This is a genomic window from Sphingobium sp. RS1, from assembly GCF_056156825.1.
In genome coordinates, this window is sequence record NZ_JBLZXE010000002.1 from 1,705,723 (window position 1) to 1,729,231 (window position 23,509).

A 23,509-nucleotide genomic window follows, 5' to 3' on the forward strand; every position below is an offset into this window, starting at 1 on the left:
TCTGTTTTTGATCGCCCCCGATGCCAGCAGATGCCCTTGAACTATGCTCTACCGCCCGTCCCGCAAACCGCTTTTACCGCAGTTGCGAAAGGATCGGCCCCGCTGTGATATGCAAGGCACGGTTCTTTGCTATTCGGATAATATAATATTGCTATTACATTTCTTGCAGCAATGAAGACAAAAGAAACCGCCGCGCCCGGGAGCAGGCACGGCGGCTCAAAATGTCGCCTGTTTTCTTGAGGGGGGTCAGGCGACCAGTTGGCGCATCCGTCCGGTTGCGCCAAAATATTCCACCGGCGCGCCAGCACCACGGCGGCGATCGACCCACTCGCGCAGCATTTCCGCGCAGGTATGGTCGATATGGCCCAGCCGCTCGACATTCAGGATGACGAGGCCGGCGGCCGGCAGCGATTCCAGCTTGGCCGACAGCTTGGGCAGGCTGAGGAAGGTCGCCGTGCCGCGCAGCGCCACTTCATGCGCTTCCCCGCGGCTCGCATCCTCGACCTTCAGGCGCAGGCGGGTCGCATGCGGCAACAGTTCCAGCATCGACAGGCCGATGCCCACCAGCACACCGGTCAGCAGGTCGGTCGCCACGACGCAGATCAGCGTGGCCGCCCACACGATCGCCGGCAGCGGACCATAGAGGTGGAACAGATGCTTGACATGGGCGACGCTCACCAGGCGGACGCCGGTGATGACCAATATGCCGGCCAGCGCCGCCATCGGGATTTCACGCAGCAACCAAGGCAGCAGGGCAACAAAGCCCAGGATCCAGATGCCATGCAGGATCGCCGACAGGCGGGTCTTGGCCCCGGCCTGGACGTTGGCGGAGGAGCGGACGATGACGCCGGTCATCGGCAGTGCGCCGGCAAAGCCGCAGAGCAGATTGCCCACGCCCTGCGCACTCAGTTCCTTGTTATAGTTGGTGCGCACGCCGTCATGCATGCGATCGACGGCAGCGGCCGACAGCAGCGTTTCGGCGCTGGCGATGAAGGCGATGGCGATCGCGGTGGTGATGACGGTCGGGTTCAGCAACTGCGCCAGCAGGCCCTGTTCGGGCAGGCTGACCGCCGCGACGATCGATTCGGGCACGACGACGCGGGCAACATTGAGGCCAAGGGCGAAGGCCACAATCGTCGCCAGCACCACGCCGACCAGCGCGCCCGGCACCAGCTTCATCGAAGCAGGGCGGAACTTCTCCCAGCCGAGCATGCCGAAGATGGTGACGAGGCCGACCGCGAAGGCGGTGGCCGCGTCGCCGTTCGACAGGCCCAGAATCTGACCCGGCATGGCGATCAGATTATGCAGGCCGCTCGACAAGGGCTTATCGTCGAACAGCACATGGAACTGGCCGACCACGATCAGCACGCCGATCCCGGCGAGCATGCCATGGACAACCGCCGGCGAAATGGCGCGGAACCAGCCGCCCACCTTCAGCAGACCGGCAACAACCTGAATTGCGCCCGCCAGGATCAGGATCGGGCCGAGGGCCGAAAGCCCCTGTTCGCGCACGATTTCAAAGACGATGACGGCCAGGCCAGCGGCCGGGCCGCTGACCTGCAACGGCGAACCCGCCAGCAGGCCGACGACGATACCGCCGATGATACCGGTGATAAGGCCCTTTTCCGGCGGCACGCCGGACGCAATGGCGATGCCCATGCAAAGCGGCATGGCCACCAGGAAGACGACGATCGACGCCGTAAAGTCGCGGCCGAAATTGCCGCCGGAAAGAGCCTTCAGCATGATTTACTCCGCCGCTTGGGCATAAAGAGCCTCGCCGGCGAGGCGACGACCCTGGGGAAGAGCGACTGGCATCGGCGCACCTTCGCGCAGCGGCGCGAAGCGACCGGTGGTGCCGTCCAGGCCAAGAACCTGACCCGCGTGAATATCGACATACCAGCCGTGCAGCGCGATTTCGCCACGAGCGATGCCCGACGCGATCGACGGATGGGTGCGCAGATGGGCCAACTGCACCACGACATTTTCCAGCGCCATATTGCGCAGCTTTTCGGCGTCGCTCAGGTCGGCGGGGTAATTTTCGCTGCACACCTTCTGCGCGGCATGGCTGTGCCGCAGCCAGGCGGCGACATTCGGCATAGTTGTCAGGTCGGCATTGGTCGCCAGTGCCTTCATCGCGCCGCAATCGCTGTGACCGCACACGATGATATCGCGCACGCCCAGCACCATGACGGCATATTCGACCGTCGCGGTCACGCCGCCCAACTGGCTGGCATGCGGCGGCACGATGTTGCCGGCGTTGCGGCAGACGAACAGGTCGCCGGGTGCAGCCTGCATGATCTGTTCGGGGACGATGCGCGAATCCGCGCAGGAAATCATCAGCGCCTTGGGGCTTTGGCCATGGTTGGCCAGCTGGTTGTACAGCGTGCTTTCGCTGGGGTAGACCTTGGTTTCAAAGTCAAAAACGCGACCGATAAGCTCGTTCATGGAGTCTATCCTCTTCTTTGAATGACTATCTCCGGCCAGGGGGCGGACCGGTGTAGTTTGAAGGATAGACAAGGGTTTTTGCTGCGGCGCAGCGGGATTGTTAAAAACTATGTCTGGCCTATGAAGAGGCCGGAATGGCGCAAAACCGCGAAAAATGGCGGTTTTGCGCAATCCTTTGCCGGTTAGCGCCGGTCGACCGCCGCGCTGAACATGTATCCGACGCCGCGGACTGTAACAATCGGGGCGGCACGCCCGCCCTCGCCCAGCTTGCGGCGCAGGCGGCTGACCAGCACGTCGATGCTGCGATCCGAAGAGGGCGTGTCGCGCACGCCCGCCAGTTCCATCAGGCGGGTCCGCGCGATCACCGTCTGGGGATGATCGAGGAAGACCGACAGCAAGGAAAATTCCGCCGCGGTCAGTTCTATCCCTTCCCCATCCGGGGCGGTCACCTCACGCCGGGCAAAATCGACCACCCAGCCTTCGAAGATCGCCTCGGTCTGGCGACGCAGGCCCAAGGCCCGCTCGCCCCGCCCCCGGCGCAGCACGGCGCGCAGCCGGGCCGCCAGTTCGCGCGCCGAATAGGGTTTGGCCATATAGTCGTCCGCGCCCAGCTCCAGCCCGACCACCCGGTCGACCTCCGAACTGTTCGCCGCGACCAGGATGATGGGCACGTCGCTGCGTTCGCGCACATCGCGACACAGATCCAGCCCGTCCGGCCCGCGCAGCGCCGCGTCCAGCACGACGGCACCAACCGGCGTGCTGGTCAGGGCCGTGTAGATATCATGGGCCGAAGCCGCCGGCAGCGCGCGAAAGCCGCTCTGCTCCAGATATTCGCGTATCTTGTGCCGCAGATCCTGATGCGTCTCTGCGATCAATATCAGCGGTGGGCTCATCCGCCTTTCACGGCGCCCTTGGTCAGCGCGTGTACGCCGTCCAGTTCGTTCACCAGCACGGCGCGATCCTGCTGCGCCACGGCGACCGCTTCGGCCGATCGAGCGGCGGCATAGCGTGCGACCTGCGCGTCGATCTGGCTGCGGGCGGCGGTACAGGTGCCGGCATAGCTGCCCGACAGCGGTGCGAAGCGATGGATCGCCTTGCCGAAGGCAGGAAGCGCCTGCCCCTGCGCAGCCACCGCCCGGTTCACGGTGACGTCAGCCTGCCAGCGGCATACCGGGATCGCGCCGCGATTGGCGAAGCGCGGCTCCACCTGGCGCAGGCTGATCGCCGGCTGGGCATGATAGCTGGCGGTGTATGCCTGTGCGCCATGGCTGATATCGGCGCTGTGGATGGTGCTGGGGGCAACGGCGAGCGCCGCCACGCTGGATGCCAGAATAAGGAACATGGGCTTCTCCTCTGCGACATGGTCGATCTGCGCCATCTTGGCCGGGCAGATGCGGATGAGAGAGGATTAAGGCTGGCAAATGTCTCCGTAATTTGCCGAACGTAACAAATCATTGCTGGGGCCAGCTTTCAGGCAATGATTCATTGCGCCGCCAGCAATATCGGCGCGGGTGCCGGGGCAACCGCACCGCGAACATGGCCGATCAGCGCGGACAGCCACAGCGCGTCGCCCGCAGCGCGATGCCGGGTCGCCCCCTGCCCGTCGGCGAAGGACACGGCGGCCGCGACTCGCGCTTCGTCCGCCTGCTCTTCATCGAACAGGGTGACGACATGATGGATATGGAAAGGCGACGGCATGCCGGCGGCGGCGGCCAGCGTATCGAGCCAATATTGGTCGATCAGGCTGTCGGCGACGATACGGCGCCCCTGCGTCGCCGCGATCAGCTCGGCCAGCACCACCGATGCCGGCTGTCCTTCCTGCTCGATCCGCTCGCGGCTCAGGCCATGCAGCGCTTCCGCCTCCGGGGTCCAGTCCCAGCCGGCCCAGTCGTCATGCGGACGGATCAGCCAGCTGCGGGCCATGCCGCCATCCGCTATCCCCACTTCGATCGGGAAGGACCGTCCATGGCGCGGCAGGCAGGACGCCTCGAAATCGATAGTCATGATGTGCAAGGCACAGCTCCAAATGGTCGTGCGGCCTGCCCCCTCCCAGCATGTGCCGCGCGTTGTTCTATGCGCCCCTTTCGGCCTGAACTATGTCATGGCGAAGTCAACGACCAGCCCCTTCAGCAAAAATCATATGGACTGAAGGCGCGATGCGGCGAAAGGCGGGACGTCGCCTCCATTGTCTGCTAGCGAACGGAAACCAAAGGGAAACAGAGCGCCATGACCGTCATCGCCGCCTATCTCTATCGCCACGGCCAGCGGGTCCGTCCGGTGGCGATCGACGAACGGATCGACTGCGCATCGGACAAGTCCGAATTCATCTGGATCGGCGTGGCCGAACCGACCGAGGAAGAGATGCAGATTCTGGCCAGAACCTATGGCCTGCATCCGCTGGCGGTGGAGGATGCGATCAAGGCCAACCAGTTGCCCAAGATCGATATCTATGGCGACCAGCTGTTCGTCGTCGCGCGCACCGCCCATGTCGAAGGCGACGCCATCTGCTATGGCGAAACCGCGCTGTTCGTCGGCCCCAGCCATATTATCAGCGTTCGGCACGGATCGGCCCGCGCCCATCTGGCGCTGCGCGAGGAACTGGAGGCCGTGCCCTCCCGCCTCGCGCAGGGCGTCGACTATGTGCTGCACGCCATCCTCGACTTCATCGTCGACGGCTATCTGCCGATCATCGAAGGGATCGAGGAAGAGGTGCTGGAGATGGAGCAGCAGATGATCGATCATTTCCTGCGCCGCGAAGACATTACTCGCATCTTCAGCCTGCGCCGCCAGCTGATCCGGTTCCAGCGCATATTGGTGCCGATGCAGGAGGTCGCGACCAAGTTCGTGAAGATGGACTTGCCCAGTATCGACCCGGAAGCCCGCCCCTATTTCAGCGATGTGCGCGACCATGTCCGCCGGGTGCAGACGATGGTGGACGACCTGCGCGAGATTCTGAACAGCGTATTCGAATCCAGCAATCTGCTGGAACAACAGCGCACCGGCGACATCACCCGCCAACTGGCCGCCTGGGCCGCGATCCTGGCGGTGCCGACCGCGATTGCCGGCATTTACGGCATGAATTTCGAGCATATGCCCGAACTCAGGAGCCTTTACGGCTATCCGGTGGTGCTGGGCGTGATCGCGATCATCTGCACCCTGCTCTACAGCCGGTTCAAGAAGCTGAAATGGCTGTAGCCGCGGGCGGGGCCACAGACTCGCGGATCACCAGTTCGTGCGGCAGATAGTCGTTTACCCGCTCGCCATCGCCCGCCCCACCCCGCGCCAGAGCGATCGCCAGCGTGGCCGCCTGCGCCGAAATCTGCTTACCCGGATGCTTGACCGTGGTCAGCGAGGGCCAGATCTTCACCGCGATCGGCGTATCGTCGAAACCCACCACCGACAGGTCGCGCGGCACGTCCAGACCGCGCCGATGCGCCAGTGACACGATCGCGGCGGCCATGTCGTCATTGCTGGCGAAGATGGCGGTCGGCCGGTCGGACAGGTCCAGCAGCGCCTCTCCGGCCGCCAGCCCCGACTCGAAACTCATGTCGCCCGCCACGATCAGGTCCGGCCGGATCGGCAGGCCCGCCTCGCGCAACGCCGCCTGATAGCCTTCGCAGCGCGTTCGGTGGATGAGATGCCCGACGCCCCCCCGAATGAAGCCGATATTCCGGTGTCCCAATCCGATCAGATAGGCGGTCATATCGCGTGCCGCGCCGAAATCGTCGATCCGCACGCAATGATCGCCGGGCAGCGCGTCGCCGGGTGACATCGCCACCACCGGCACCGTAAAATCGCGGGTCAGGCCGTGGCGATTGGCCACCTCGCAATAGGGCGGGACGATCAGGATCGCATGCGCGCCATTTTCCACCAGCCCCTGCATCTGCTGCGCGATTTCCTTCGGGTCGCCGCTTTCCAACGGGCGCAGCAACAGTTGCGCGCCGAGTCGGCTGGTCGCATCCAGCGCGCCGACCAGGATCGAGCTGAGAAACGCATTTTCGATATTGCGATAAAGCAGGCCGATCCGGGTCGCGCTGGCGCTGGCCAGTGAGCGCGCCGCCATGTTCGGCACATAATTAAGTTCGCGCACCGCCGCCATCACCGTATCGCGCGTGCTCTGCCGGACTTTCGGACTGTTGTTCAACACGTTGGATACGGTCATGGCCGATACGCCGGCATGATCCGCAACGGTCTGAATGGTGATGGCCTGACTGGCGCGGCGCCCCGAACGGGCCATGATGGACGACTCCCTGACAGGCGCACCCCGCGCCTTCGTCGCCTGTTTAACGCTATATTTCGGGCGGTTGCAAATGGATGCCGCAGCCCGTGTTGCAGAAAATCCGCAACTTTTGGGAAAAATGTAGCGCTAAAATATTGCTGTTGACATCCACAGCGGCGGAGCAGATTTAGCGCTACAACCAAGTGGTCAACCGCTGGTGGGTTTCATTTTGCACGACCGCGCGTCGATACAGGCGCCGGACAAGGGGAGGATATATGCGCTTTTCCAAGATCATGACGTTGCGCCGCGCCGCGGTGTCCGCACTCAGCCTGGGCATCGCCCTGGCCCCTGCCGCCGCGATGGCGCAGGACGCCGCGCCACAGGCGCCGCAGGACGGCACCGACATCGTCGTCACCGCGCAGAAGCGCGCCGAGCGCCTTCAGGACGTGCCGCTGGCCGTGACAGCCGTGGGCGCCGACACCCTTGCCAACCGCCAGATCAATGACAGCAGCTCGCTGGTGCAGGCCGTGCCGTCGCTGACCTTCCAGCAGGGCGCCACCCCCACCAACAGCAGCTTCCGCATCCGCGGTATCGGCACCGCGCTGTTCGGCCAGGGCGTCGAATCCTCCGTCTCCACGGTGGTCGATGGCGTCGTCGCCGTGCGCCAGACCCAGGGCTTCACCGACCTTGCCGACATCGAGCGGGTCGAAGTGCTGCGCGGCCCGCAAGGCACGCTGTTCGGCAAGAACGCCACCGCCGGCGTCGTCAACGTCACCACCGCCCGCCCCTCACGCGATTTTGAGGGCAAGGCCGAAGCGACCATCGCCGAACATGGCGAATATCGCGCCCGTGGCACCGTGTCCGGCCCGATCAGCGACACGCTGCGCGCCCGTGTCACCGGCTTCTACAATGATGTGCGCGGCGTCGCCCGCAACATCGCGACCGGCGGCTGGGACAATGGCTCGAAGAGCTGGGGCGTGCGCGGCAAGCTGGAATGGGATGCGACCGAAAATCTGAACCTGCTGTTCGCGGCCGAATATCGCAAGACGGATGCCGATTGCTGCGCCTCCACCTGGATCGCGATCACCAACCCGAACCTGCAAACTTTGGTCGGCCCGATCGACGCCACCCGCAACAACCGCACGCTCAATGACGAGACGGTAACCCGGTCCAACAGCAAGCAGCAGACCTATTCGCTTCAGGCCGACTGGGATCTGGGCGGCGCGACGATCACGTCGATCAGCGCCTATCAGAAATATTATCTGGATGTGAACCAGCCGATCGAGCGCATCAACAGCGACGTGCCGCTGTTCGTCGGCAGCAACGCCACCTATGCCTATTTCAGCCAGAACCATGGCATCGTGGACCTTTCGGCCTTCAGCCAGGAACTGCGCGTCGCCAATAACGGCAATAGCGACCTCAACTATGTCGCCGGCGTCTTCTACATGCATTCCGACATCGAACGGCCGTTCGATCGCCGCCGCGCCCGCTGCACCGCCGGCACCTTCGGCGAACCCTGCGCCACCAGCAACATCATCTGGCAGTCGGCCAAGAGCGACATCCGCCTGAAGCAGGACAGCATCGCCGCCTTCGGTCAGGTCGATTATCGCATCACCGGCGGCCTGAAGGCGATCGGCGGCCTGCGCGTGCAATATGAAAAGGGCACCAACAGCGGCACCCGCACCGCCCCGATCGTGGCGGGCGATGTGATCTTCCCCGGCAATGCCTCGACCAGCGGCTCCATCACCGCCAGCGACACCGCCGTCACCGGCAAGGCAGGCCTGCAATATGAATTCAGCCGCAATGCGCAGGTCTATGGCAGCTACACCCGTGGCTATAAGGGTCTGGGCTACGAGATGGAAATCTCCGCCGACCTTGCCAACCAGCGCGTGCTGGAGCCGGAACATGTCAACGCCTATGAAGTCGGCTTCAAGGGTCGCACCGCCGATGGCGTGCTGAGCATCAGCACGGCGCTGTTCCTGGCCGACTATAGCAATCTTCAGGTGCAGGCGAACCGCTCCGACATCGCATCGGGCGTGGTCCAGTTCGTGTCGACCAACGCCGGCAAGTCGCGCACCAAGGGCTTTGAAGTCGAGGCCACCGTGCGCCCCGACGATCATTTCAGCCTGACCGGTGCGGTCACCTATTCGGATGCGAAGATCGATATCGATGGCCTGAACTGCCCGCAGCAGATCGCCGCCACCGCGCCGATCATGTCGGGTACGCCGATCAATGTCTGCTATCGCACGGCCGCCGGCGTCACCCCGACGCAGAATCTGCGCGGCGCCACCCTGCCGGTCAGCCCGAAGTGGAAGATCAGCATCGCGCCTCGTTATGAGACGGACATTGCGGGCACCGACTTTGCCGGTTTCGCGCAGGTGGGCGTCAATTTCCAGAGCGCGATGAACTTCTCGGTCGAGCAGGACCCGCTGCTGGAACAGCCGGCCTATGCGCTGGTCGATGCCAGCATCGGCGTGAAGCAGATTGACGGCCGCTACAGCCTGACCCTGTTCGTCAAGAATCTGTTCGACGAAAATTACCTGACCAGCATCGGCCACACCTCCTTCCTGGGCGGCAATTATGATCTGGTCGGCACCTTCAACAAGGATGCGGACCGCTACTTCGGCGCCACGCTGGGCGTGAAGTTCTGATCGGTCGGGCGCGGCGGTCGCTGCCGCCGCGCCTCCTTTTCTCTCGGTACGGAGCAGGACAGATGGGCAAGCGCATCCTGATGGCGGCAACGATGCTGACGGCGGCGATCGGCCTGTCCGGGGCGCAGGCCGCACCCAAGCCTGCGGCACCTACCAAGCCTAATATCGTCCTTATCGTCCTCGACGATGTCGGTTTTTCGGACCTTGGCGCGTTTGGCTCGGAAATCCGCACCCCCAATATCGACGCGCTGGCGGCGGGCGGGCTGCGCTACAACCGGTTCGACAGCAAGGCGATCTGCACCGCCACCCGCGCGGCGCTGCTGACCGGGCGCAATCACCAGACAGTGCGCATGGCAGACCTGCCGACCAACAAGCGGACCACCGACATGAGCCGCGACCGCGGCGAATTGCCCACCAATGCCCAGATGCTGCCGCAGGCGCTGAAAGCCGCGGGATATCGCACCTATGGCGTGGGCAAATGGCATCTCGGCCCGGAATATGAGGATGGCACGGCGGGCAATAATGCCAGCTGGCCGCTCCAGCGCGGTTTCGACCGTTTCTATGGCTTCTATCTCGGCTGGACCGATCAATATCATCCGGACCTGATCGACGGGAACAGCACTTTGCCCAAGCCCGACAAGCCGGGCTATCATTTCTCCACCGATATGGCAGACCATGCCATCGCCGATATCGATGATGCGGCGGGCAAGCCCTTCTTCCTCTATTTCGCCATGGGCGCTGGCCATGCGCCGTTGCAGGCCCCCCGCGCCTATATCGACCACTATCGTGGCACCTATGAAAAGGGCTGGGACGCGCTGCGCGCCGAACGCTTCGAACGGATGCAAAAGTCCGGCATCATCCCTGCCAACGCCGTCAACACGATCCGCGCCGCCGGCGATCGCGCCTGGGATCAACTCAGCGACGACGAACGGGCCGTCTTCGCCCGTTACATGGCGACCTATGCAGGTTTCCTGGAACATGCCGACGCGCAGATCGGCCGGGTCGTTCAGCGACTCAAGGACAGCGGCCAATATGACAACAGCATCATCCTGCTGATCTCCGACAATGGCGCTGCGTCCGAAGCGGGTCAGGAGGGCAGCTTCGAGAAGATGTACCGCCCCAACAAGCTGAGCTTCGCCGAGCAGCGGGCGCGCATCGACGATATCGGCACGGATAAACTGCAACCCGAATATCCCCGCCCCTGGGCCTGGGCCGGCGGCACGCCGTTCCGCCGTTACAAGGTGTGGCCTTATGCCGGGGGCGTCCGCACGCCGATGATCCTCTCCTGGCCGGCCGTCATCCGGGACAAGGGCGCCGTGCGCACACAGATGGTCGATCCGATCGACCTGGCCCCTACTTTGCTCGACGCCGCTGGCACCGGCTTCGCCCGCAGCCTCGATGGCGTAGCGCAGGTGCCCGTGGCCGGCCGCTCCATCCGCGCCACCTTCAACAATCCGCAGGCAGCCACCCGGCCGGTCCAATATTTCGAACTACGCGGCCAACGCGCGATCACGGCGGGCCACTGGCGCGCGGTCGCGATGCACAAATATGGCACCGACTTCGCGAAGGACCGGTGGGAATTGTTCGACCTGTCGAAGGATTTTTCCGAAAGCACCGACCTTGCCGCCAGCCATCCCGCCAAGCTGGCGGAGATGAAGGCGCTCTGGTGGCGAGAGGCCCGCAAATACAGCACCCCGCCGCTCGCCGAGCCACCCGAAATCTTCGCCAGGCGCGCCCGCTATGACGACGCCTTCACCGATCCGAAATGAGTAACGCCATCTCCACTCTGTCTTCTCCCCTTTCACCCAGTGCCAGTCCTCTGTTCCTCTCCCCGGAGGACATGGCCTGGGTGGAAAATACCCGCGATGCGATGAGCGTCGAGGCGCAGATCGCGCAGCTCTTCGTCCTGTCCGCGCGCCATGACAGCATCGCGGAAACCGATGGTCTGATTGGCCACGCGCCGGGGGGCATCCATCGTTTCCCGACCCATGATCTCGACGCCGCCTGGACCGCGACGCGCCATGCGGTCGAGCGGTCCGAAGTGCCCCTGATCCTGTCCGGCGATATCGAGGGCGGCACGGTCAGCGCGCCCTTCACCACCGCCATCCCCAACCAGATGGGCATCGCCGCCTGCGACGATCTGGACCTGAGCGCCGACCTGGCCCGCATCGTCGGGCAGGAAAGCCGGGCGCTGGGCTATAACTGGTCCTTCACCCCCGTGGTCGACATCAACCGCGCCTTCCGCAACGCGGTGGTCGGCACCCGCTCCTATGGCTCCGACCCCGACCGCATCCTGGCGCAGGCCCGCGCCTATGTGCGCGCACTACAGGCACAGGGCGTGGCGGCCTGCGCGAAGCACTGGCCGGGCGATGGCCTTGACGATCGCGACCAGCATCTCGTCACCAGCGTCAACGACATGGACATGGACGAATGGCGCGCGACCTTCGGCCGCATCTTCGGCACGCTGATCGATGACGGCGTGATGACGATCATGTCCGCGCATATCGCCCTGCCTGCCTATATCCGCGAAAAACTGTCGCAGGCTGGGGCGCAGGCGTTTGAACCGGCGTCGGTATCCCGCCTGCTCAACGAAGATTTGCTGCGCGGCGAGCTGGGCTTTGACGGCCTGATCGTGTCCGACGCCACCGTCATGGGCGGCCTCACCAGCTGGATGGCCCGTGCCGAAGCCGTCCCCGCCGTGATCGAAGGCGGCTGCGATGTCTTCCTGTTCAGCCGCGATCCGGTCGCCGACATGGGCTTCATGCTACAGGGCCTGCGTGACGGGCGTCTTTCGGAGCAGCGCCTGCACGATGCCGTCACCCGTTTCCTGATGCTGAAGGCCAGGCTGGGTCTGCACCGCATGACCCCGGACGACCGCATCGCCCCGGTCGATCAGACCCGCGCCCTGCTGCGCCAGCCCGCCCATCTCGATCAGGCCGCCCGCGCCGCCGCCAGCAGCGTCACCCTGGTCAAGGATCGAGAGGCGCTGATCCCGATCGCACCGGACCGGCACAAGCGTGTCGTCCTTATTGGCGACGAAGGCGCCAGCTTCTTTTCCGGCGCGCCCGAGCGCGATTTCACGCCGCTGATCGTCGGCCTCGAAAGCCGGGGCTTTGTCGTCCGCCATTTCGATCCCGAAGCGATGCCGACGCCCGATGACACCGACCTCATCCTCTATCTGATCGGGCAGGAAGCCACGCCTTCGCTCAGCCACATCTTCCTCGACTTCGCCAAGCTGCACGCCAGCCCGCGCAACGGGATGATCCAGTTCAACCGCGAAATCCCGACCCTGCTCATCTCCTTCGGCCAGCCTTATTATCTGTATGACGCGCCGAATTTCGCGACCTATATCAACGCCTATGCCTCGCTGCCCGATGTTCAGGCGGCACTGGTGGAACGACTGGTGGGTGACGCGCCCTTCACCGGAAACAGCCCGGTCGACGCCTTTTGCGGGAGGGAACAATTATCATGGTGATGCGCAGGTTGGTGGCGGCGTCGCTGCTGGTGGTGGCGCTGGGCGGCGCAGGTGCGCCGTCGTCGTCGGGATGGCGCGACCTCAACCATAATGGCCGGCTCGACCCTTATGAGGATGTTCGCGCACCCATCGACGCCCGCGTCGAGGATCTGCTCAAACAGATGACGCTGGCGGAAAAGGCCGGCATGCTGTTGCACGGCACCCTGCCCACGCCCGGCTCCGCCATCGGTTTCGCCGGCAAGACCTATGATGCCGATGCGACCGCCAGGCTGCTGAACGATCGCCACATCACCAGCTTCATCACCCGCCTGGTCGTATCCCCATCAGAACTGGCCGCGCAGAACAACGCCGTGCAGAAACTGGCGGAGGCCAGCCGCCTTGGCATCCCCGCCACGATCAGCACCGACCCGCGCCACCATTTTCAGGCGACTTTGGGCGCCAGCACCACCGGCGGCGGCTTCTCGCTCTGGCCCGACACGCTGGGCTTCGCCGCGCTGGGTGACGCGGAAACCGTGCGCCGCTTCGGCGACATCGCGCGGCAGGAATATCGTGCCGTCGGCATCCATATGGCGCTCTCGCCACAGGCGGACCTTGCCACCGAACCGCGCTGGCCGCGCTTCGCCGCCACCTTCGGGTCCGATCCGGCCGAAGTGTCGCGCCTTGCCGGCGCCTATGTCGATGGCTTCCAGCATGGCCGTACCGGCGTCCGTCCCGATGGCGTCGCCACCGTGGTCAAGCATTGGGTCGGCTATGGCGCGGAGCCGGAGGGTTTTGACGGCCATAATCATTATGGCCGCAACGCACCTTTAACTGACGCGTCCTTCGCCCAGCATATCCGCGCCTTTGACGACAGCCTCGCCGCCCATAGCGCGGGCGTCATGCCCACCTATGTCATAGTCCATGGCCCGAAGATCGCGCGCCAGCCGATCGAACCGGTCGCCGCCGGCTTCAACAAGCAGTTGCTGACCGGCCTGCTGCGCGGGGAAAAAGGCTATCGCGGCCTGATCGTCTCCGATTGGTCGATCACCAATGATTGCCCGCAGGCCTGCATGGCCCCCGACGCGCAGAACCCGCAGACACCCGCGTCGATCGGCACGCCATGGGGCATGGAAACCGCCGACAAGACCACCCGCTTCGCCAAAGGCCTGAACGCCGGCATCGACCAGTTCGGCGGCGCGAACGATCCCGCCCCCATATTGGACGCGGTCGCCAAGGGCCTCGTCAGCGAAAAGCGGATCGACGACTCGGTCCGCCGCGTGCTGCGCCTGAAGTTCGAACAGGGGCTGTTCGACAATCCCTATGTCGATGAAGCCGCCGCCGCCCGCATCGTCGGCAATCGCCAAGCACAGGCCGAAGCCGAAGCCATCCAGCGCGCCAGCCAGGTGCTGCTGCGCAATGACGGCGCCACCCTGCCGGTCGCGCCGGGCAAGCGCATCTGGCTGCACAATGTCGATGCCACCGCCGCCCGCGCCGCCGGCTTAATTGTGGTCGAAGACCCGGCCCAGGCCGACATCGCGCTGGTCCGCACCGCGACCCCGTTCGAAACGCTGCACCCGCATCATTTCTTCGGCGCGCGCCAGCATGAAGGCCGGCTGGACTTCCGCGCTGATGACAAGGATGTACAGGCGCTGCGCCGCGCCTCCGCCCATGTCCCCACCATCGTCGCGGTGGAGATGGACCGTCCCGCGATTCTGACCGCGATCGAACCAATGGCCAAGGCCATGCTCGTCACCTTCGGCGCCAGCGATGCCGCCGTGCTGGATGTCGTCACCGGCCGCGCCGTGGCAAAGGGGCATATGCCCTTCTCGCTCCCCCGCTCCATGGCCGATGTCGAAGCGCAAAGCCCCGACCTGCCCGATGACGGCCCCGCCCCCGCCTATCCGCGCGGCGCCGGGATCGTCCTGAAGGCTGCCCAGTGACGGACGGCATGATCCACCTGCCCGGCGGCGCTTTCCTGATGGGATCGGACCGATTCTATCCGGAAGAAGCGCCAGTGCGCCGAGTACAGGTGGATGGCTTCTGGGTCGACGAGGTGCCTGTCACCAACCGCGACTTCGCCCGCTTCGTGGAGGCGACCGGCCATGTCACGCTGGCGGAGATCGCGCCCGACCCCAAGGATTATCCCGGCATGGACCCGGCCATGGCATTGGCGGGATCTTTGCTGTTCCAACGTACCGGTGGCCCGGTATCGCTAGAAGACTATAGCCAGTGGTGGCAGTTCAGCTTCGGCACCGACTGGCGCCATCCCCATGGCCCGGACAGCCGGATCGAGGGGCTGGAGGATCATCCGGTCGTCCATGTCGCCTATGCCGATGCGGAAGCCTATGCCAAATGGGCGGGCAAGGCGCTGCCGACCGAAGCGGAGTGGGAATATGCCGCGCGCGGTGGCCTAGACGGCGCGGACTATGCCTGGGGCGACGCACTGGCGCCCGATGGGAAGATGCTCGCCAATTACTGGCAGGGCGCCTTCCCCTATGGAAACACGCTGGAGGATGGCTATGAGCGGACCTCCCCGGTGCGCACTTACCCGGCCAATGGCCATGGCCTGTACGACATGATCGGCAATGTCTGGGAATGGACGACCGACTGGTTCGCCCAGCCCCGGATCGAGCGCAAGGCGAAGGGCAACTGCTGCGTCCCCGCCAATCCGCGCGGCGGCACGAAGCGGGAGAGTTTCGATCCCGCCACGCCCGACATCGCCATTCCGCGCAAGGTGTTGAAGGGCGGATCGCATCTGTGCGCCGCCAATTATTGCCAGCGCTATCGCCCCGCCGCCCGCCATCCGCAGGCGGTGGACAGCGCGACCAGCCATATCGGCTTTCGCTGCATCATCCGGGACAAGAAGGGAACCCGTCCATGACCAACGCCCGCCGCGCGCTGCGCGCCGCCGCAATCGCCGCCTGCACCCTGCTGGGTCCGGGCGCCTTTGCGAAGCCGGTGAACGCGCCGCAGCCCAAGCCGACCAACATGATCTTCGTGCTGGTGGACGATCTGCGCTATGACGCGATGGGCTTCCTGACGCCCGGCCTCCAGACGCCCAATATCGACCGGCTGGCCAAGGACGGCGTCTATTTCCCCAATGCCGTCGTCACCTCCTCGCTCTGCTCGCCCAGCCGCGCGACCATCCTGACCGGCCAGACCGCGCGCAACCATGGCGTCGTGGACAACAACAATAGTTCAGAGGAAGGGCTGACCTTCTTCCCCAAATATTTGCAACAGGCAGGCTATCAGACCGGCTTCTTCGGCAAATGGCATATGGGCTTCGACACCGATGCGCCGCGTGAGGGTTTCGATCGCTGGGTCAGCTTCAAGGGACAGGGCACCTATTTCCCGACCGAGCAGCTATCGCCGGAAAAGATCGCGGCGGGCGATCGCCAGATGCTCAACGTCGACGGCGCGCATGTGAAGCGCACCGGCTATATCACCGACGAACTGACCGACTATGCAATGAACTGGCTGGAAAAGGGCCGCGACCAGTCGAAGCCCTTCTTCCTCTATCTCAGCCACAAGGCGGTCCATAGCGACCCGCTGCCGCCCGACCGGTACAAGGCGCAATATAGCGACCTGAAAATCAACCTGCCCGCCAGCATGGCGGACACGCCGGAAAACAACGCGGGCAAACCGCTCTGGGTCCGTAACCAGCGCAACAGCTGGCACGGCGCCGACTTCCCCTATCACACCAACAATCCCATGACGGAGCAGGTGCGCGACTATTATCGCACCCTGTCCCCCGTGGATGAGAGCCTGGGTCGCATCCTGGCTTACCTCAAGAAGAACCATCTCGATAAAAATACGATGGTGGTCTTCTATTCCGACAACGGCTTCCTGATCGGGGAACATGGGCTGATCGACAAGCGCAACGCCTATGAACCCTCCGTCCGGGTGCCGATGATCGTCTGGGCGCCCGGCATGGTGCCCAAGGGCGTGACCAACCCCGCCGTCGTGCGCAATCTCGACCTCGCGCCGACCTTCCTCGATATCGCCCATGTGGCGAAGCCAGCCCAGATGGAGGGCAAGAGCTTCCTGCCCGTCGCCGAGGGCAAGATTGACGAGAAGACCTGGAATCCGGGCGATTTCGTCTATGAATATTATTGGGAATGGAGTTTCCCGCAGACGCCCACCACCTTCGCGATCGAGCGCGACCGGGTGAAATATATCCAATATCATGGCGTCTGGGATCTGGAGGAACTGTACGACCTCAAGACCGACCCGGACGAGATGCACAATCTGATCGAAGATCCCAAATGGCTGGATACGAAGATCACGCTGCGCAAGGCGCTGTTCGACCAGCTCGCCAACAAGGATGGCGCGCATGTCGTCCCCTATACGCGCAAGACCAGCTCCGGCCTTGTCCACCGCAACATCGACGGCCCGCATGCTGCCGATTTCCCGGCCGACTGGTATGTGCAGCCCAATCTGCCGACCAAGATGAACGACCTGTTCGCCGACAGCCCGGCCAAGGCAAAGGCGGACGCCGAAGGCAAGACCTACCATCCCTGACCGGATCGAAATATGCCTCCTTTACCTCGTCATTGCGAGCGAAGCGAAGCAATCCACCGGCGCAACATGGATTGCTTCGCTCCGCTCGCAATGACGGAAAACAGGCGGATATGTCGCCGCCATGTATTTGAAAGTTCGCGTCGATGACCGCATCCCCTTCGCCGGAAAACACCCGCCCCGCCGTGTCGTTGGGCTTCGTCGCCATCTATGTGCTGGCGCAGTTCGGCATCTGGGTCGCGCTGCTGACGCCGGTGGTGATGACGCTGGCGCTGCGCGTCGGCGACATTGCGAGCGAGGCGGAAAAGGGCCGCTGGCTGGGCATCATCCTGGCGATCGGCGGCTTCGTCGCGCTGGTGGCGACACCGATCTGCGGCGCGCTGTCGGATCGCACCCGCAGCCGCTTCGGCCGTCGCCGCCCCTGGCTGCTGGGCGGGCTGGTCGTCGCCGGCGCGGGTTTGCTGCTGCTTGGCCTTGCCCCCAATCTGCTGTTGCTGGGCGTGGGCTGGATCATCTGTCAGGCCGGCTTCAACGCGATGCAGGCCGGCTGCCTGCCGATCCTGCCCGACATCATTCCCGTCCGTTGGCAGGGCCGGGTTGCCGGCATGCTGGGCATGACATCCACCATGGGCACCTTCGCGGGCAGCTGGATCACCCAATATACGCAGGGTTCGTCGCTGCTGATGTTCTTGGCGCCCTTCACGATCACGATCGTCAGCATCGGCGCACTTTGCCTGATCCTGCCCGATCGCCCGGCCGACGGCAGCGATGAGCGCCGCCTCGGCCCCATCGCCATGCTGCGCGCGATCGGCGCCCCGTTCCGCGACTGGGATTTCAGCTGGGCCTTTGGCAGCCGCTTCCTCATCATGATGGCCTGGTCGTTCCTGCTGACCTACCAGCTTTTCTTCCTGACCGATCAGCTCTCGCTGGCAAAGGCGGACGCGACGCAGGTGATGGTGAAGTCGATGGCGATCATCGCCACCGCGACCATCGCCATCTCGCTGGTCGGCGGCTTCATCACCGACTGGACCGGCCGCCGCAAGCCGCTGGTCTTCCTCGCCGCCGCGCTGGAGGGCGCCGGTTTCCTGACCATCGCGCTGGCCCCGTCCGTCTCGCAATTCCTGATCGGCGTCGCCATGGCCGGCATCGGCAAGGGCCTCTATTTCGCGGTCGACCTGGCCCTGCTCGCCGCCATCCTGCCCCGGCCGGAGGACAGCGCGAAAGATATGGGCGTGTTCCAGATCGCCAACAGCCTGCCCCAGTCGCTCGCCCCCGCAATCGCACCGATCATCCTCGCCATCGGCAGCGCGCAGGGCAATGACTATGCCGCCATCTATTTCGTCGGCTGCCTGTTCGCTCTGCTGGGCGCCGTCACCATCTGCCCGGTCCGCCGCTCCCGCTAGACCGGTTCAAACGGCAGCGACCGGCACCATCGCCTCCGTCACCGGCCCTGTCGCTCCGGGGAAGCTGCCCCGCAACCTGACCGTTAACCATGCACATGCACGTCAGGTTCAGCTCTGTTGCCGTCCAATGCCGCCAGCAATCCATGGAGGCAATCGTGGACGCGGGTGCCATTCTGTCCGAATTCAAGGCCAATCCTCGCGCGCTGCACGCTGAGATGCAGCACGGTCCCGTGCTCAGTCCCATCACCGTTCACAAGGTCACGGAATTTGGCGCGGTGTTCTCAGGCACCGCTATCCCGGATCTCCATGAACCGGTCACGATGGTCGCTGGTAGCTTGAGGGCACGGGCGATCATCAGCGCGCACACCGAGCGACGATGCGCCCTGCTCTTCGTCAATCCCGCAACAAAGCATTGACCAGAACAAAGCGGCTTGAAGCTATAAAAATGATGCATCCGGAGGGTGCAACATCGAACCCGTCAGGGTTCGCAATGCTGAACGGCCGCCCCGAGCTTATGCGAGGATCAAAAACAAAATGGTGCACCCAACAGGATTCGAACCTGTGGCCTTCGGATTAGGAATCCGACGCTCTATCCTGCTGAGCTATGGGTGCCCGGCGACGGCTCTATTGCGCGGCGCGGTTCCGGTCAATTCTTAGCTTGCGGCGGAATAACCGGGAAAGGCAGCGGCGCGACCTCCACCCCTTCGGCGATCAGCGCCTTGGCCTCGGCCGGGGCGACCTCGCCATGGATGCTGGCGCGGTCCTGTTCGCCATAATGCATCGCCCGGGCCTGTTCGGCAAAACCGCGCCCGACCCAGGTGGAGCCTTCCAGCGCCTTGGCCTGCGCCTGCCCCAGCGCTTCGACCAGCGCCTGCATCTTCGCCTGATCCGCGACATTCATGACCGGCGCGGTCGGCTCTTCGCGGACGACGCCGGAGGGCACGACCTCGGCCCGGCTATTGCCCTTCGCGCCCACCGCCGGCGCCATCACCGCCTTGGTCACGTCCGCGTCGCCGCACATGGGACAGGTCAGCAACCCGCGCGCCTTCTGATCCTCATAATCGGCGCTGGACCCGAACCATGCCTCGAACACATGGCCCTGGCCCCCGCATTTCAGGTCGAACACGATCATGAAACAGTCACGTCCTTGGGTATGACACGGCGGTTAGCGATGGCGGGCACCCGCCCGCGCACATCCCCTATGCGCGACAGGTCGATCTCCGCAAGCCCCAGCCCCGCTACCTCGCCCATGTCGAGCAGGACTTCGCCCCAGGGATCGATCACCACGCTATGACCATAGGTGATGCGGCCATCCTCATGCTGCCCCACCTGCGCGGTCGCGATGACATAGCATCCCGCCTCGATCGCGCGGGCGCGCAGCAATATATGCCAATGCGCCTGCCCCGTCGGCACGGTAAAGGCAGCCGGCGCCAGCAGGATCGTGGCGCCCGCATTGGTCAGCGCGCGATACAGGTCAGGAAAACGCATGTCGTAGCAAATGGAAAAGCCCATCCGCCCCCATGGCGTATCGGCCGCAACCACCTGTTCCCCCGGTCCATAGACCGAGGATTCGCGCCAGCTTTCGCCCGTTGCCAGATCGACGTCGAACAGATGGATCTTGTCGTAACGCGCCCGGATCGCGCCTCTGTCGTCGATCAGGAAGCTGCGATTGGCCCAGCGCCCATCGGCCCGCTCGCCCTTCAGCGGCAACGACCCGACATGCACCCACAGCCCCTCACGCGCCGCCGCGTCCCGCACGGCGGCCAGCACCACATCCTCCGCCTCGTTGCGCAGCGTATTGGCCGCCCGCGCCCGGTCGCGGTCCAGGCACCCGGCCATTTCGGGCGTGAACAGCATGTCCGCACCCTCGCCCTTCGCCCGTTTCACCATCTCCACGATGGCGGCGGCGTTGGCGGCGGGATCGACCCCGCTGGTCATCTGGAACAGGGCGGCGCGCATCTTGTTCATAGTCCCAGCAGCGCGTCCAGCTTGCCCGCGCGGTTCAGCGCGGCCAGATCGTCGCTGCCGCCGACATGGGCGCCATCGATGAAGATTTGCGGCACGCTGGTCCAGCCGGGCGCCCGCTCCAGCATTTCCTCACGCTTCGGCCCGCCCAGCGTGATGTCATATTCCTCGAACGCCACGCCCTTGTCGGTCAGCAGCGCCTTGGCCCGTGCACAATAGCCGCACCAGTCCTTAGTATAGATTTCGACCTTCGCCATGATAACTCCTTTCCCCCGAAATTGGGGCAAAGCCGGGCTTTGTCAATCAGCGGGTTTGGCGACAGCATCCGGCAGCACCCGCGCCCAGCAGAGCAGCCGCACCTCGGCCGCACCGCCGCGCTTCAGGACTTTGGCGCAGGCCGCTGCCGTCGCCCCGCTGGTATGAACATCGTCGATCAGCAGCACGCGCCGTCCCTTCACGCCCTGCCCTTCCCCCAGCGCGAACGCGCCGCGCACCATCTTCGCCCGCGCCTTCGGGTTCATCCCCCGCAGCGGCGCGGTGCGCTTCATCCGTCGCAGGGCCTGCCTGTCGACGGGCCAGCCGGTCAGCCGTCCCAGATGATCCGCAATCAGCGCCGACTGGTTGAAGCCCCGACTCCACAAGCGCCATCGGTGCAGCGGCACCGGCACGATCAGTGCCTCCTCCGTCCCCACATGGCGCAGCATCTGTCGCGCGATCAGCCGCGCCAGACCGATGCGCCGCCCATATTTCAGCCGCAGCGCCACGGTGCGCGCGACATCGCCATAGGCCAGCACGGCGCGCGCGCTGTCCCATGGCGGTGGATTAGCCATGCAACTGCCGCATTCCGCCCCCTCCCCCATCTCATGCGGAAACGGCACGCCGCAGCGCGCGCAGCAGGGTTCGCTTAAGAATTCCATGCCGCCCCAACAGGACAGGCAGAAGGCGAAATCCTCCCCCACGATGGCGCCGCAACCGGGGCAGCGCGGCGGCAGCGCATAATCGACCACAGGCTGCAAAACGCCCTTGAGAAGCGGAAGGACAGACATCATCTGCCTTGTCCGCACTTCGCGCCCGATGCACAAGGCCCGCCATGGATTCCCGCCCCGACATTTTCGACCGCGCCCGCCGCGCCCGCCAGCGCGACCGCATGCTGGCCCGCTTTGCCGAGCATGACTTTCTTCATCGCGCCATGCTGGACGAAATGCTCGACCGGCTGGCCGATGTGCAGCGCGACCTGCCCGAAGTGCTGCTGATCGGCTGCCCGGACGGCAGCGCGAAGGCTGCGCTGGAGGCGATGGGCAAGCGCGTGGCCTGCGCCGATCCCGGCTTTCTGGCGGCCAGGGCAGCAGGCGGCGTGCAGGCGGACGAGGACGCCCTGCCTTTCGCCGACGACAGTTTCGACCTCATCATCGCCTGCGGTACACTCGACAGCGTGAACGATCTGCCCGGCGCGCTGATCCTGATGCGGCGCGTGCTGCGCCCCGATGGGCTGATGCTGGCGGCATTTGCCGGCGCGGGCAGCCTGCCGCGCCTCAAGGCCGTCCTACTCGCGGCCGAAGGCGATCGCCCCGGCCAGCATGTCCATCCGCAGGTCGATGTGCGATCGGCCGGCGACCTGCTCAGCCGCGCTGGCTTCACCATGCCGGTGGCGGACGGGGATATGCTCAACATCCGCTATGGCGATGTGGTGCGCCTGATGCACGACCTGCGCTTCATGGGCGCGGGCAATGCGCTGGCAACACGCCCGTCCGCGCTCACCCGCGATGTGCTGATGCGCGCGGCGGCCCATTTCGCCGACGCCGCCGATCCGGACGGCCGCACCGCCGAACAGATGGCGATCGTCTATCTGTCCGGCTGGAAACCCGACCCCAGCCAGGCCGCGCCAGCCAAGCGCGGCAGTGCGACGGTGTCGCTCGCGGCGGCGCTCAAGGGGAAGGGATAACCCTTCCCCGGCGCGCACTCACTCGATGGTGACGCCCGCCACTCGCCATACGCCATCTTGCTTGTCCAGACTGACCGTTTCGATCGCGTCGGCCTTGTTGGCGTAGCTGGTGCGGAACTTCACCACCTCATAGCCATAGGGCGGCGCCGGCAGATTTTCCTGACTAAGGAAGGTACGGGACTGGACGGCGCCCAGCGGCACCCTGACCTTTTCGGACGTATCGGCCCAGACTTTCGCGCTGTTCATCTTGCGAAAGGAGGCCGTCGTGCCGCGATAGCTGTCATCCCATTTCCCCTGATCCACAAGCATCAGCCATTGGCGGGCTGCATCCACCACCTGCGGATTGGTCGCCGCAGTGGCTGCAACGGGGGCTGTCGGGGCGACAGCCATATTCTGCGGCGTAGCGGCCAATGCCAGCAGGCCAAGAACGAATATCATGAGCGTTACTCCGATGATGATCCGGGCAGGGCGAACCGCCTGCCCCGCGCCGCCGGTCGGCGCCGCATCCTGATCGGCCGGAGTGGCCGCCGCATCTTCCCCTATTTCTGTGTCCCCGATCAAATGGGGGATCGCCGCACCCTGCCCATCGCCCTCCGCCTCCAGCAGCAGCCGGGCCGCCTCCCTGCTACTCGATACTGCCATCTTGCGCCGCGCATCGCGCAGCCGCTCGTTGATGGTATGGACGGACAGATCCAGGCTGCGCGCGATCGACTTGGCATCATGCCCGCGCACGATCAGGCGCAGCGTCTGCTTCTCCTTCTCGGTCAGCGCCCAGTCGCTATCGGTCATCTGCATGCTCATAGGGTGAAGACCTAAGTCCCTCCGATCCGGGCAGCTACCCCAAAAAATTTGTATTCAAGTCGCAGAAGCACGGCGCACTGACCCCTTGCCTGTCCTACAGAGCCTCCCTCG

Annotated in this window: 21 protein-coding genes and 1 tRNA gene; 10 read left to right on the forward strand and 12 right to left on the reverse strand. The window is 64.7% G+C overall.

Going from position 1 to position 23,509, the window contains the following annotated elements:
• Positions 1 to 246: 246 nt before the first annotated feature.
• The 5 genes from ACNHGR_RS09890 to ACNHGR_RS09910 all read right to left on the reverse strand — a co-directional run bounded on the left by ACNHGR_RS09890 (position 247) and on the right by ACNHGR_RS09910 (position 4,449).
• A complete protein-coding gene (locus tag ACNHGR_RS09890) occupies positions 247 to 1,743 on the reverse strand; it encodes a SulP family inorganic anion transporter (protein WP_475285765.1) in 1,497 nt (498 codons plus the stop codon).
• Positions 1,744 to 1,746: 3 nt separating this feature from the next.
• Positions 1,747 to 2,445: a carbonic anhydrase gene (locus ACNHGR_RS09895; RefSeq protein ID WP_184266868.1), complete on the reverse strand. Its 699-nt coding sequence runs from the start codon at positions 2,443 to 2,445 to the stop codon at positions 1,747 to 1,749.
• Positions 2,446 to 2,627: 182 nt separating this feature from the next.
• Positions 2,628 to 3,338: a response regulator transcription factor gene (locus ACNHGR_RS09900; protein WP_184266870.1), complete on the reverse strand. Its 711-nt coding sequence runs from the start codon at positions 3,336 to 3,338 to the stop codon at positions 2,628 to 2,630.
• Entirely contained in the window at positions 3,335 to 3,787 is a 453-nt protein-coding gene (locus ACNHGR_RS09905; RefSeq protein ID WP_184266872.1) for a hypothetical protein, read from the reverse strand. The genes ACNHGR_RS09900 and ACNHGR_RS09905 overlap by 4 nt, the downstream gene beginning before the upstream one ends.
• Positions 3,788 to 3,927: 140 nt before the next feature.
• Positions 3,928 to 4,449: a hypothetical protein gene (locus tag ACNHGR_RS09910; protein WP_475288383.1), complete on the reverse strand. Its 522-nt coding sequence runs from the start codon at positions 4,447 to 4,449 to the stop codon at positions 3,928 to 3,930.
• A gap of 222 nt (positions 4,450 to 4,671) precedes the next feature.
• On the opposite strand from ACNHGR_RS09910, the gene ACNHGR_RS09915 reads away from it, so the two are divergent.
• Positions 4,672 to 5,640 carry a magnesium and cobalt transport protein CorA gene (locus ACNHGR_RS09915; RefSeq protein WP_475285768.1) on the forward strand — a complete coding sequence of 323 codons (969 nt, stop codon included), beginning with the start codon at positions 4,672 to 4,674 and terminating at the stop codon, positions 5,638 to 5,640.
• On the opposite strand, the gene ACNHGR_RS09920 is transcribed toward ACNHGR_RS09915, so the two are convergent.
• A complete protein-coding gene (locus ACNHGR_RS09920) occupies positions 5,618 to 6,682 on the reverse strand; it encodes a LacI family DNA-binding transcriptional regulator (protein ID WP_475285770.1) in 1,065 nt (354 codons plus the stop codon). The two genes, ACNHGR_RS09915 and ACNHGR_RS09920, sit on opposite strands and share 23 nt — an antisense overlap.
• Before the next feature lie 257 nt (positions 6,683 to 6,939).
• Here ACNHGR_RS09920 and ACNHGR_RS09925 point away from each other — a divergent pair, with 257 nt between their 5' ends.
• From ACNHGR_RS09925 to ACNHGR_RS09960, 8 genes are all read left to right on the forward strand, one after another.
• On the forward strand, positions 6,940 to 9,315 hold the full coding sequence (locus ACNHGR_RS09925) for a TonB-dependent receptor (protein ID WP_475285772.1): 2,376 nt from the start codon (positions 6,940 to 6,942) through the stop codon (positions 9,313 to 9,315).
• 62 nt (positions 9,316 to 9,377) lie between these two features.
• Positions 9,378 to 11,084 (forward strand): arylsulfatase, encoded by a 1,707-nt coding sequence (locus ACNHGR_RS09930; RefSeq protein WP_475285774.1) that lies wholly within the window; start codon positions 9,378 to 9,380, stop codon positions 11,082 to 11,084.
• Positions 11,081 to 12,790 carry a glycoside hydrolase family 3 protein gene (locus ACNHGR_RS09935; RefSeq protein ID WP_475285776.1) on the forward strand — a complete coding sequence of 570 codons (1,710 nt, stop codon included), beginning with the start codon at positions 11,081 to 11,083 and terminating at the stop codon, positions 12,788 to 12,790. The genes ACNHGR_RS09930 and ACNHGR_RS09935 overlap by 4 nt, the downstream gene beginning before the upstream one ends.
• Positions 12,784 to 14,709, forward strand: a complete 1,926-nt coding sequence (locus ACNHGR_RS09940; protein WP_475285778.1) for a glycoside hydrolase family 3 protein — start codon at positions 12,784 to 12,786, stop codon at positions 14,707 to 14,709. Before ACNHGR_RS09935 ends, ACNHGR_RS09940 begins: the two co-directional genes overlap by 7 nt.
• 8 nt (positions 14,710 to 14,717) lie before the next feature.
• Entirely contained in the window at positions 14,718 to 15,650 is a 933-nt protein-coding gene (locus ACNHGR_RS09945) for a formylglycine-generating enzyme family protein (RefSeq protein ID WP_475288384.1), read from the forward strand.
• Positions 15,647 to 17,290: a sulfatase family protein gene (locus tag ACNHGR_RS09950; RefSeq protein WP_475285780.1), complete on the forward strand. Its 1,644-nt coding sequence runs from the start codon at positions 15,647 to 15,649 to the stop codon at positions 17,288 to 17,290. Before ACNHGR_RS09945 ends, ACNHGR_RS09950 begins: the two co-directional genes overlap by 4 nt.
• A 143-nt stretch (positions 17,291 to 17,433) precedes the next feature.
• On the forward strand, positions 17,434 to 18,690 hold the full coding sequence (locus tag ACNHGR_RS09955; protein WP_475285782.1) for an MFS transporter: 1,257 nt from the start codon (positions 17,434 to 17,436) through the stop codon (positions 18,688 to 18,690).
• Between the two features lie 155 nt (positions 18,691 to 18,845).
• Positions 18,846 to 19,106 carry a hypothetical protein gene (locus ACNHGR_RS09960; RefSeq protein ID WP_475285784.1) on the forward strand — a complete coding sequence of 87 codons (261 nt, stop codon included), beginning with the start codon at positions 18,846 to 18,848 and terminating at the stop codon, positions 19,104 to 19,106.
• 119 nt (positions 19,107 to 19,225) lie between these two features.
• Here ACNHGR_RS09960 and ACNHGR_RS09965 read toward each other — a convergent pair.
• The 5 genes from ACNHGR_RS09965 to ACNHGR_RS09985 all read right to left on the reverse strand — a co-directional run bounded on the left by ACNHGR_RS09965 (position 19,226) and on the right by ACNHGR_RS09985 (position 21,704).
• Positions 19,226 to 19,302, reverse strand: a tRNA-Arg gene (locus tag ACNHGR_RS09965).
• 34 nt (positions 19,303 to 19,336) lie between these two features.
• Positions 19,337 to 19,822 carry a DUF1178 family protein gene (locus tag ACNHGR_RS09970; protein ID WP_184266894.1) on the reverse strand — a complete coding sequence of 162 codons (486 nt, stop codon included), beginning with the start codon at positions 19,820 to 19,822 and terminating at the stop codon, positions 19,337 to 19,339.
• A complete protein-coding gene (locus tag ACNHGR_RS09975; protein WP_475288386.1) occupies positions 19,819 to 20,649 on the reverse strand; it encodes a carbon-nitrogen hydrolase family protein in 831 nt (276 codons plus the stop codon). Before ACNHGR_RS09975 ends, ACNHGR_RS09970 begins: the two co-directional genes overlap by 4 nt.
• 5 nt (positions 20,650 to 20,654) lie before the next feature.
• Positions 20,655 to 20,912 carry a glutaredoxin 3 gene (gene grxC / locus ACNHGR_RS09980; protein WP_475285786.1) on the reverse strand — a complete coding sequence of 86 codons (258 nt, stop codon included), beginning with the start codon at positions 20,910 to 20,912 and terminating at the stop codon, positions 20,655 to 20,657.
• Positions 20,913 to 20,954: 42 nt separating this feature from the next.
• Positions 20,955 to 21,704 (reverse strand): double zinc ribbon domain-containing protein, encoded by a 750-nt coding sequence (locus tag ACNHGR_RS09985; protein ID WP_475285788.1) that lies wholly within the window; start codon positions 21,702 to 21,704, stop codon positions 20,955 to 20,957.
• Between the two features lie 41 nt (positions 21,705 to 21,745).
• Between ACNHGR_RS09985 and ACNHGR_RS09990 the strand changes: the two genes are divergently transcribed.
• On the forward strand, positions 21,746 to 22,597 hold the full coding sequence (locus ACNHGR_RS09990; protein ID WP_475285790.1) for a class I SAM-dependent methyltransferase: 852 nt from the start codon (positions 21,746 to 21,748) through the stop codon (positions 22,595 to 22,597).
• An 18-nt stretch (positions 22,598 to 22,615) separates the two neighbouring features.
• Here ACNHGR_RS09990 and ACNHGR_RS09995 read toward each other — a convergent pair whose 3' ends face one another.
• A complete protein-coding gene (locus ACNHGR_RS09995; protein WP_475285792.1) occupies positions 22,616 to 23,398 on the reverse strand; it encodes a helix-turn-helix domain-containing protein in 783 nt (260 codons plus the stop codon).
• Between the last annotated feature and the right edge of the window lie 111 nt (positions 23,399 to 23,509).

Excerpts from the sequence above, each read along its gene's own strand:
- ACNHGR_RS09890 (WP_475285765.1), bottom strand. The coding sequence starts at position 1,743 with ATGCTGAAGGCTCTTTCCGGCGGCAATTTCGGCCGCGACTTTACGGCG.
- ACNHGR_RS09895 (WP_184266868.1), bottom strand. The coding sequence starts at position 2,445 with ATGAACGAGCTTATCGGTCGCGTTTTTGACTTTGAAACCAAGGTCTAC.
- ACNHGR_RS09900 (WP_184266870.1), bottom strand. The coding sequence starts at position 3,338 with ATGAGCCCACCGCTGATATTGATCGCAGAGACGCATCAGGATCTGCGG.
- ACNHGR_RS09905 (WP_184266872.1), bottom strand. The coding sequence starts at position 3,787 with ATGTTCCTTATTCTGGCATCCAGCGTGGCGGCGCTCGCCGTTGCCCCC.
- ACNHGR_RS09910 (WP_475288383.1), bottom strand. The coding sequence starts at position 4,449 with ATGACTATCGATTTCGAGGCGTCCTGCCTGCCGCGCCATGGACGGTCC.
- ACNHGR_RS09915 (WP_475285768.1), top strand. The coding sequence starts at position 4,672 with ATGACCGTCATCGCCGCCTATCTCTATCGCCACGGCCAGCGGGTCCGT.
- ACNHGR_RS09920 (WP_475285770.1), bottom strand. The coding sequence starts at position 6,682 with ATGGCCCGTTCGGGGCGCCGCGCCAGTCAGGCCATCACCATTCAGACC.
- ACNHGR_RS09925 (WP_475285772.1), top strand. The coding sequence starts at position 6,940 with ATGCGCTTTTCCAAGATCATGACGTTGCGCCGCGCCGCGGTGTCCGCA.
- ACNHGR_RS09930 (WP_475285774.1), top strand. The coding sequence starts at position 9,378 with ATGGGCAAGCGCATCCTGATGGCGGCAACGATGCTGACGGCGGCGATC.
- ACNHGR_RS09935 (WP_475285776.1), top strand. The coding sequence starts at position 11,081 with ATGAGTAACGCCATCTCCACTCTGTCTTCTCCCCTTTCACCCAGTGCC.
- ACNHGR_RS09940 (WP_475285778.1), top strand. The coding sequence starts at position 12,784 with ATGGTGATGCGCAGGTTGGTGGCGGCGTCGCTGCTGGTGGTGGCGCTG.
- ACNHGR_RS09945 (WP_475288384.1), top strand. The coding sequence starts at position 14,718 with ATGATCCACCTGCCCGGCGGCGCTTTCCTGATGGGATCGGACCGATTC.
- ACNHGR_RS09950 (WP_475285780.1), top strand. The coding sequence starts at position 15,647 with ATGACCAACGCCCGCCGCGCGCTGCGCGCCGCCGCAATCGCCGCCTGC.
- ACNHGR_RS09955 (WP_475285782.1), top strand. The coding sequence starts at position 17,434 with ATGACCGCATCCCCTTCGCCGGAAAACACCCGCCCCGCCGTGTCGTTG.
- ACNHGR_RS09970 (WP_184266894.1), bottom strand. The coding sequence starts at position 19,822 with ATGATCGTGTTCGACCTGAAATGCGGGGGCCAGGGCCATGTGTTCGAG.
- ACNHGR_RS09975 (WP_475288386.1), bottom strand. The coding sequence starts at position 20,649 with ATGCGCGCCGCCCTGTTCCAGATGACCAGCGGGGTCGATCCCGCCGCC.
- grxC (WP_475285786.1), bottom strand. The coding sequence starts at position 20,912 with ATGGCGAAGGTCGAAATCTATACTAAGGACTGGTGCGGCTATTGTGCA.
- ACNHGR_RS09985 (WP_475285788.1), bottom strand. The coding sequence starts at position 21,704 with ATGATGTCTGTCCTTCCGCTTCTCAAGGGCGTTTTGCAGCCTGTGGTC.
- ACNHGR_RS09990 (WP_475285790.1), top strand. The coding sequence starts at position 21,746 with ATGGATTCCCGCCCCGACATTTTCGACCGCGCCCGCCGCGCCCGCCAG.
- ACNHGR_RS09995 (WP_475285792.1), bottom strand. The coding sequence starts at position 23,398 with ATGAGCATGCAGATGACCGATAGCGACTGGGCGCTGACCGAGAAGGAG.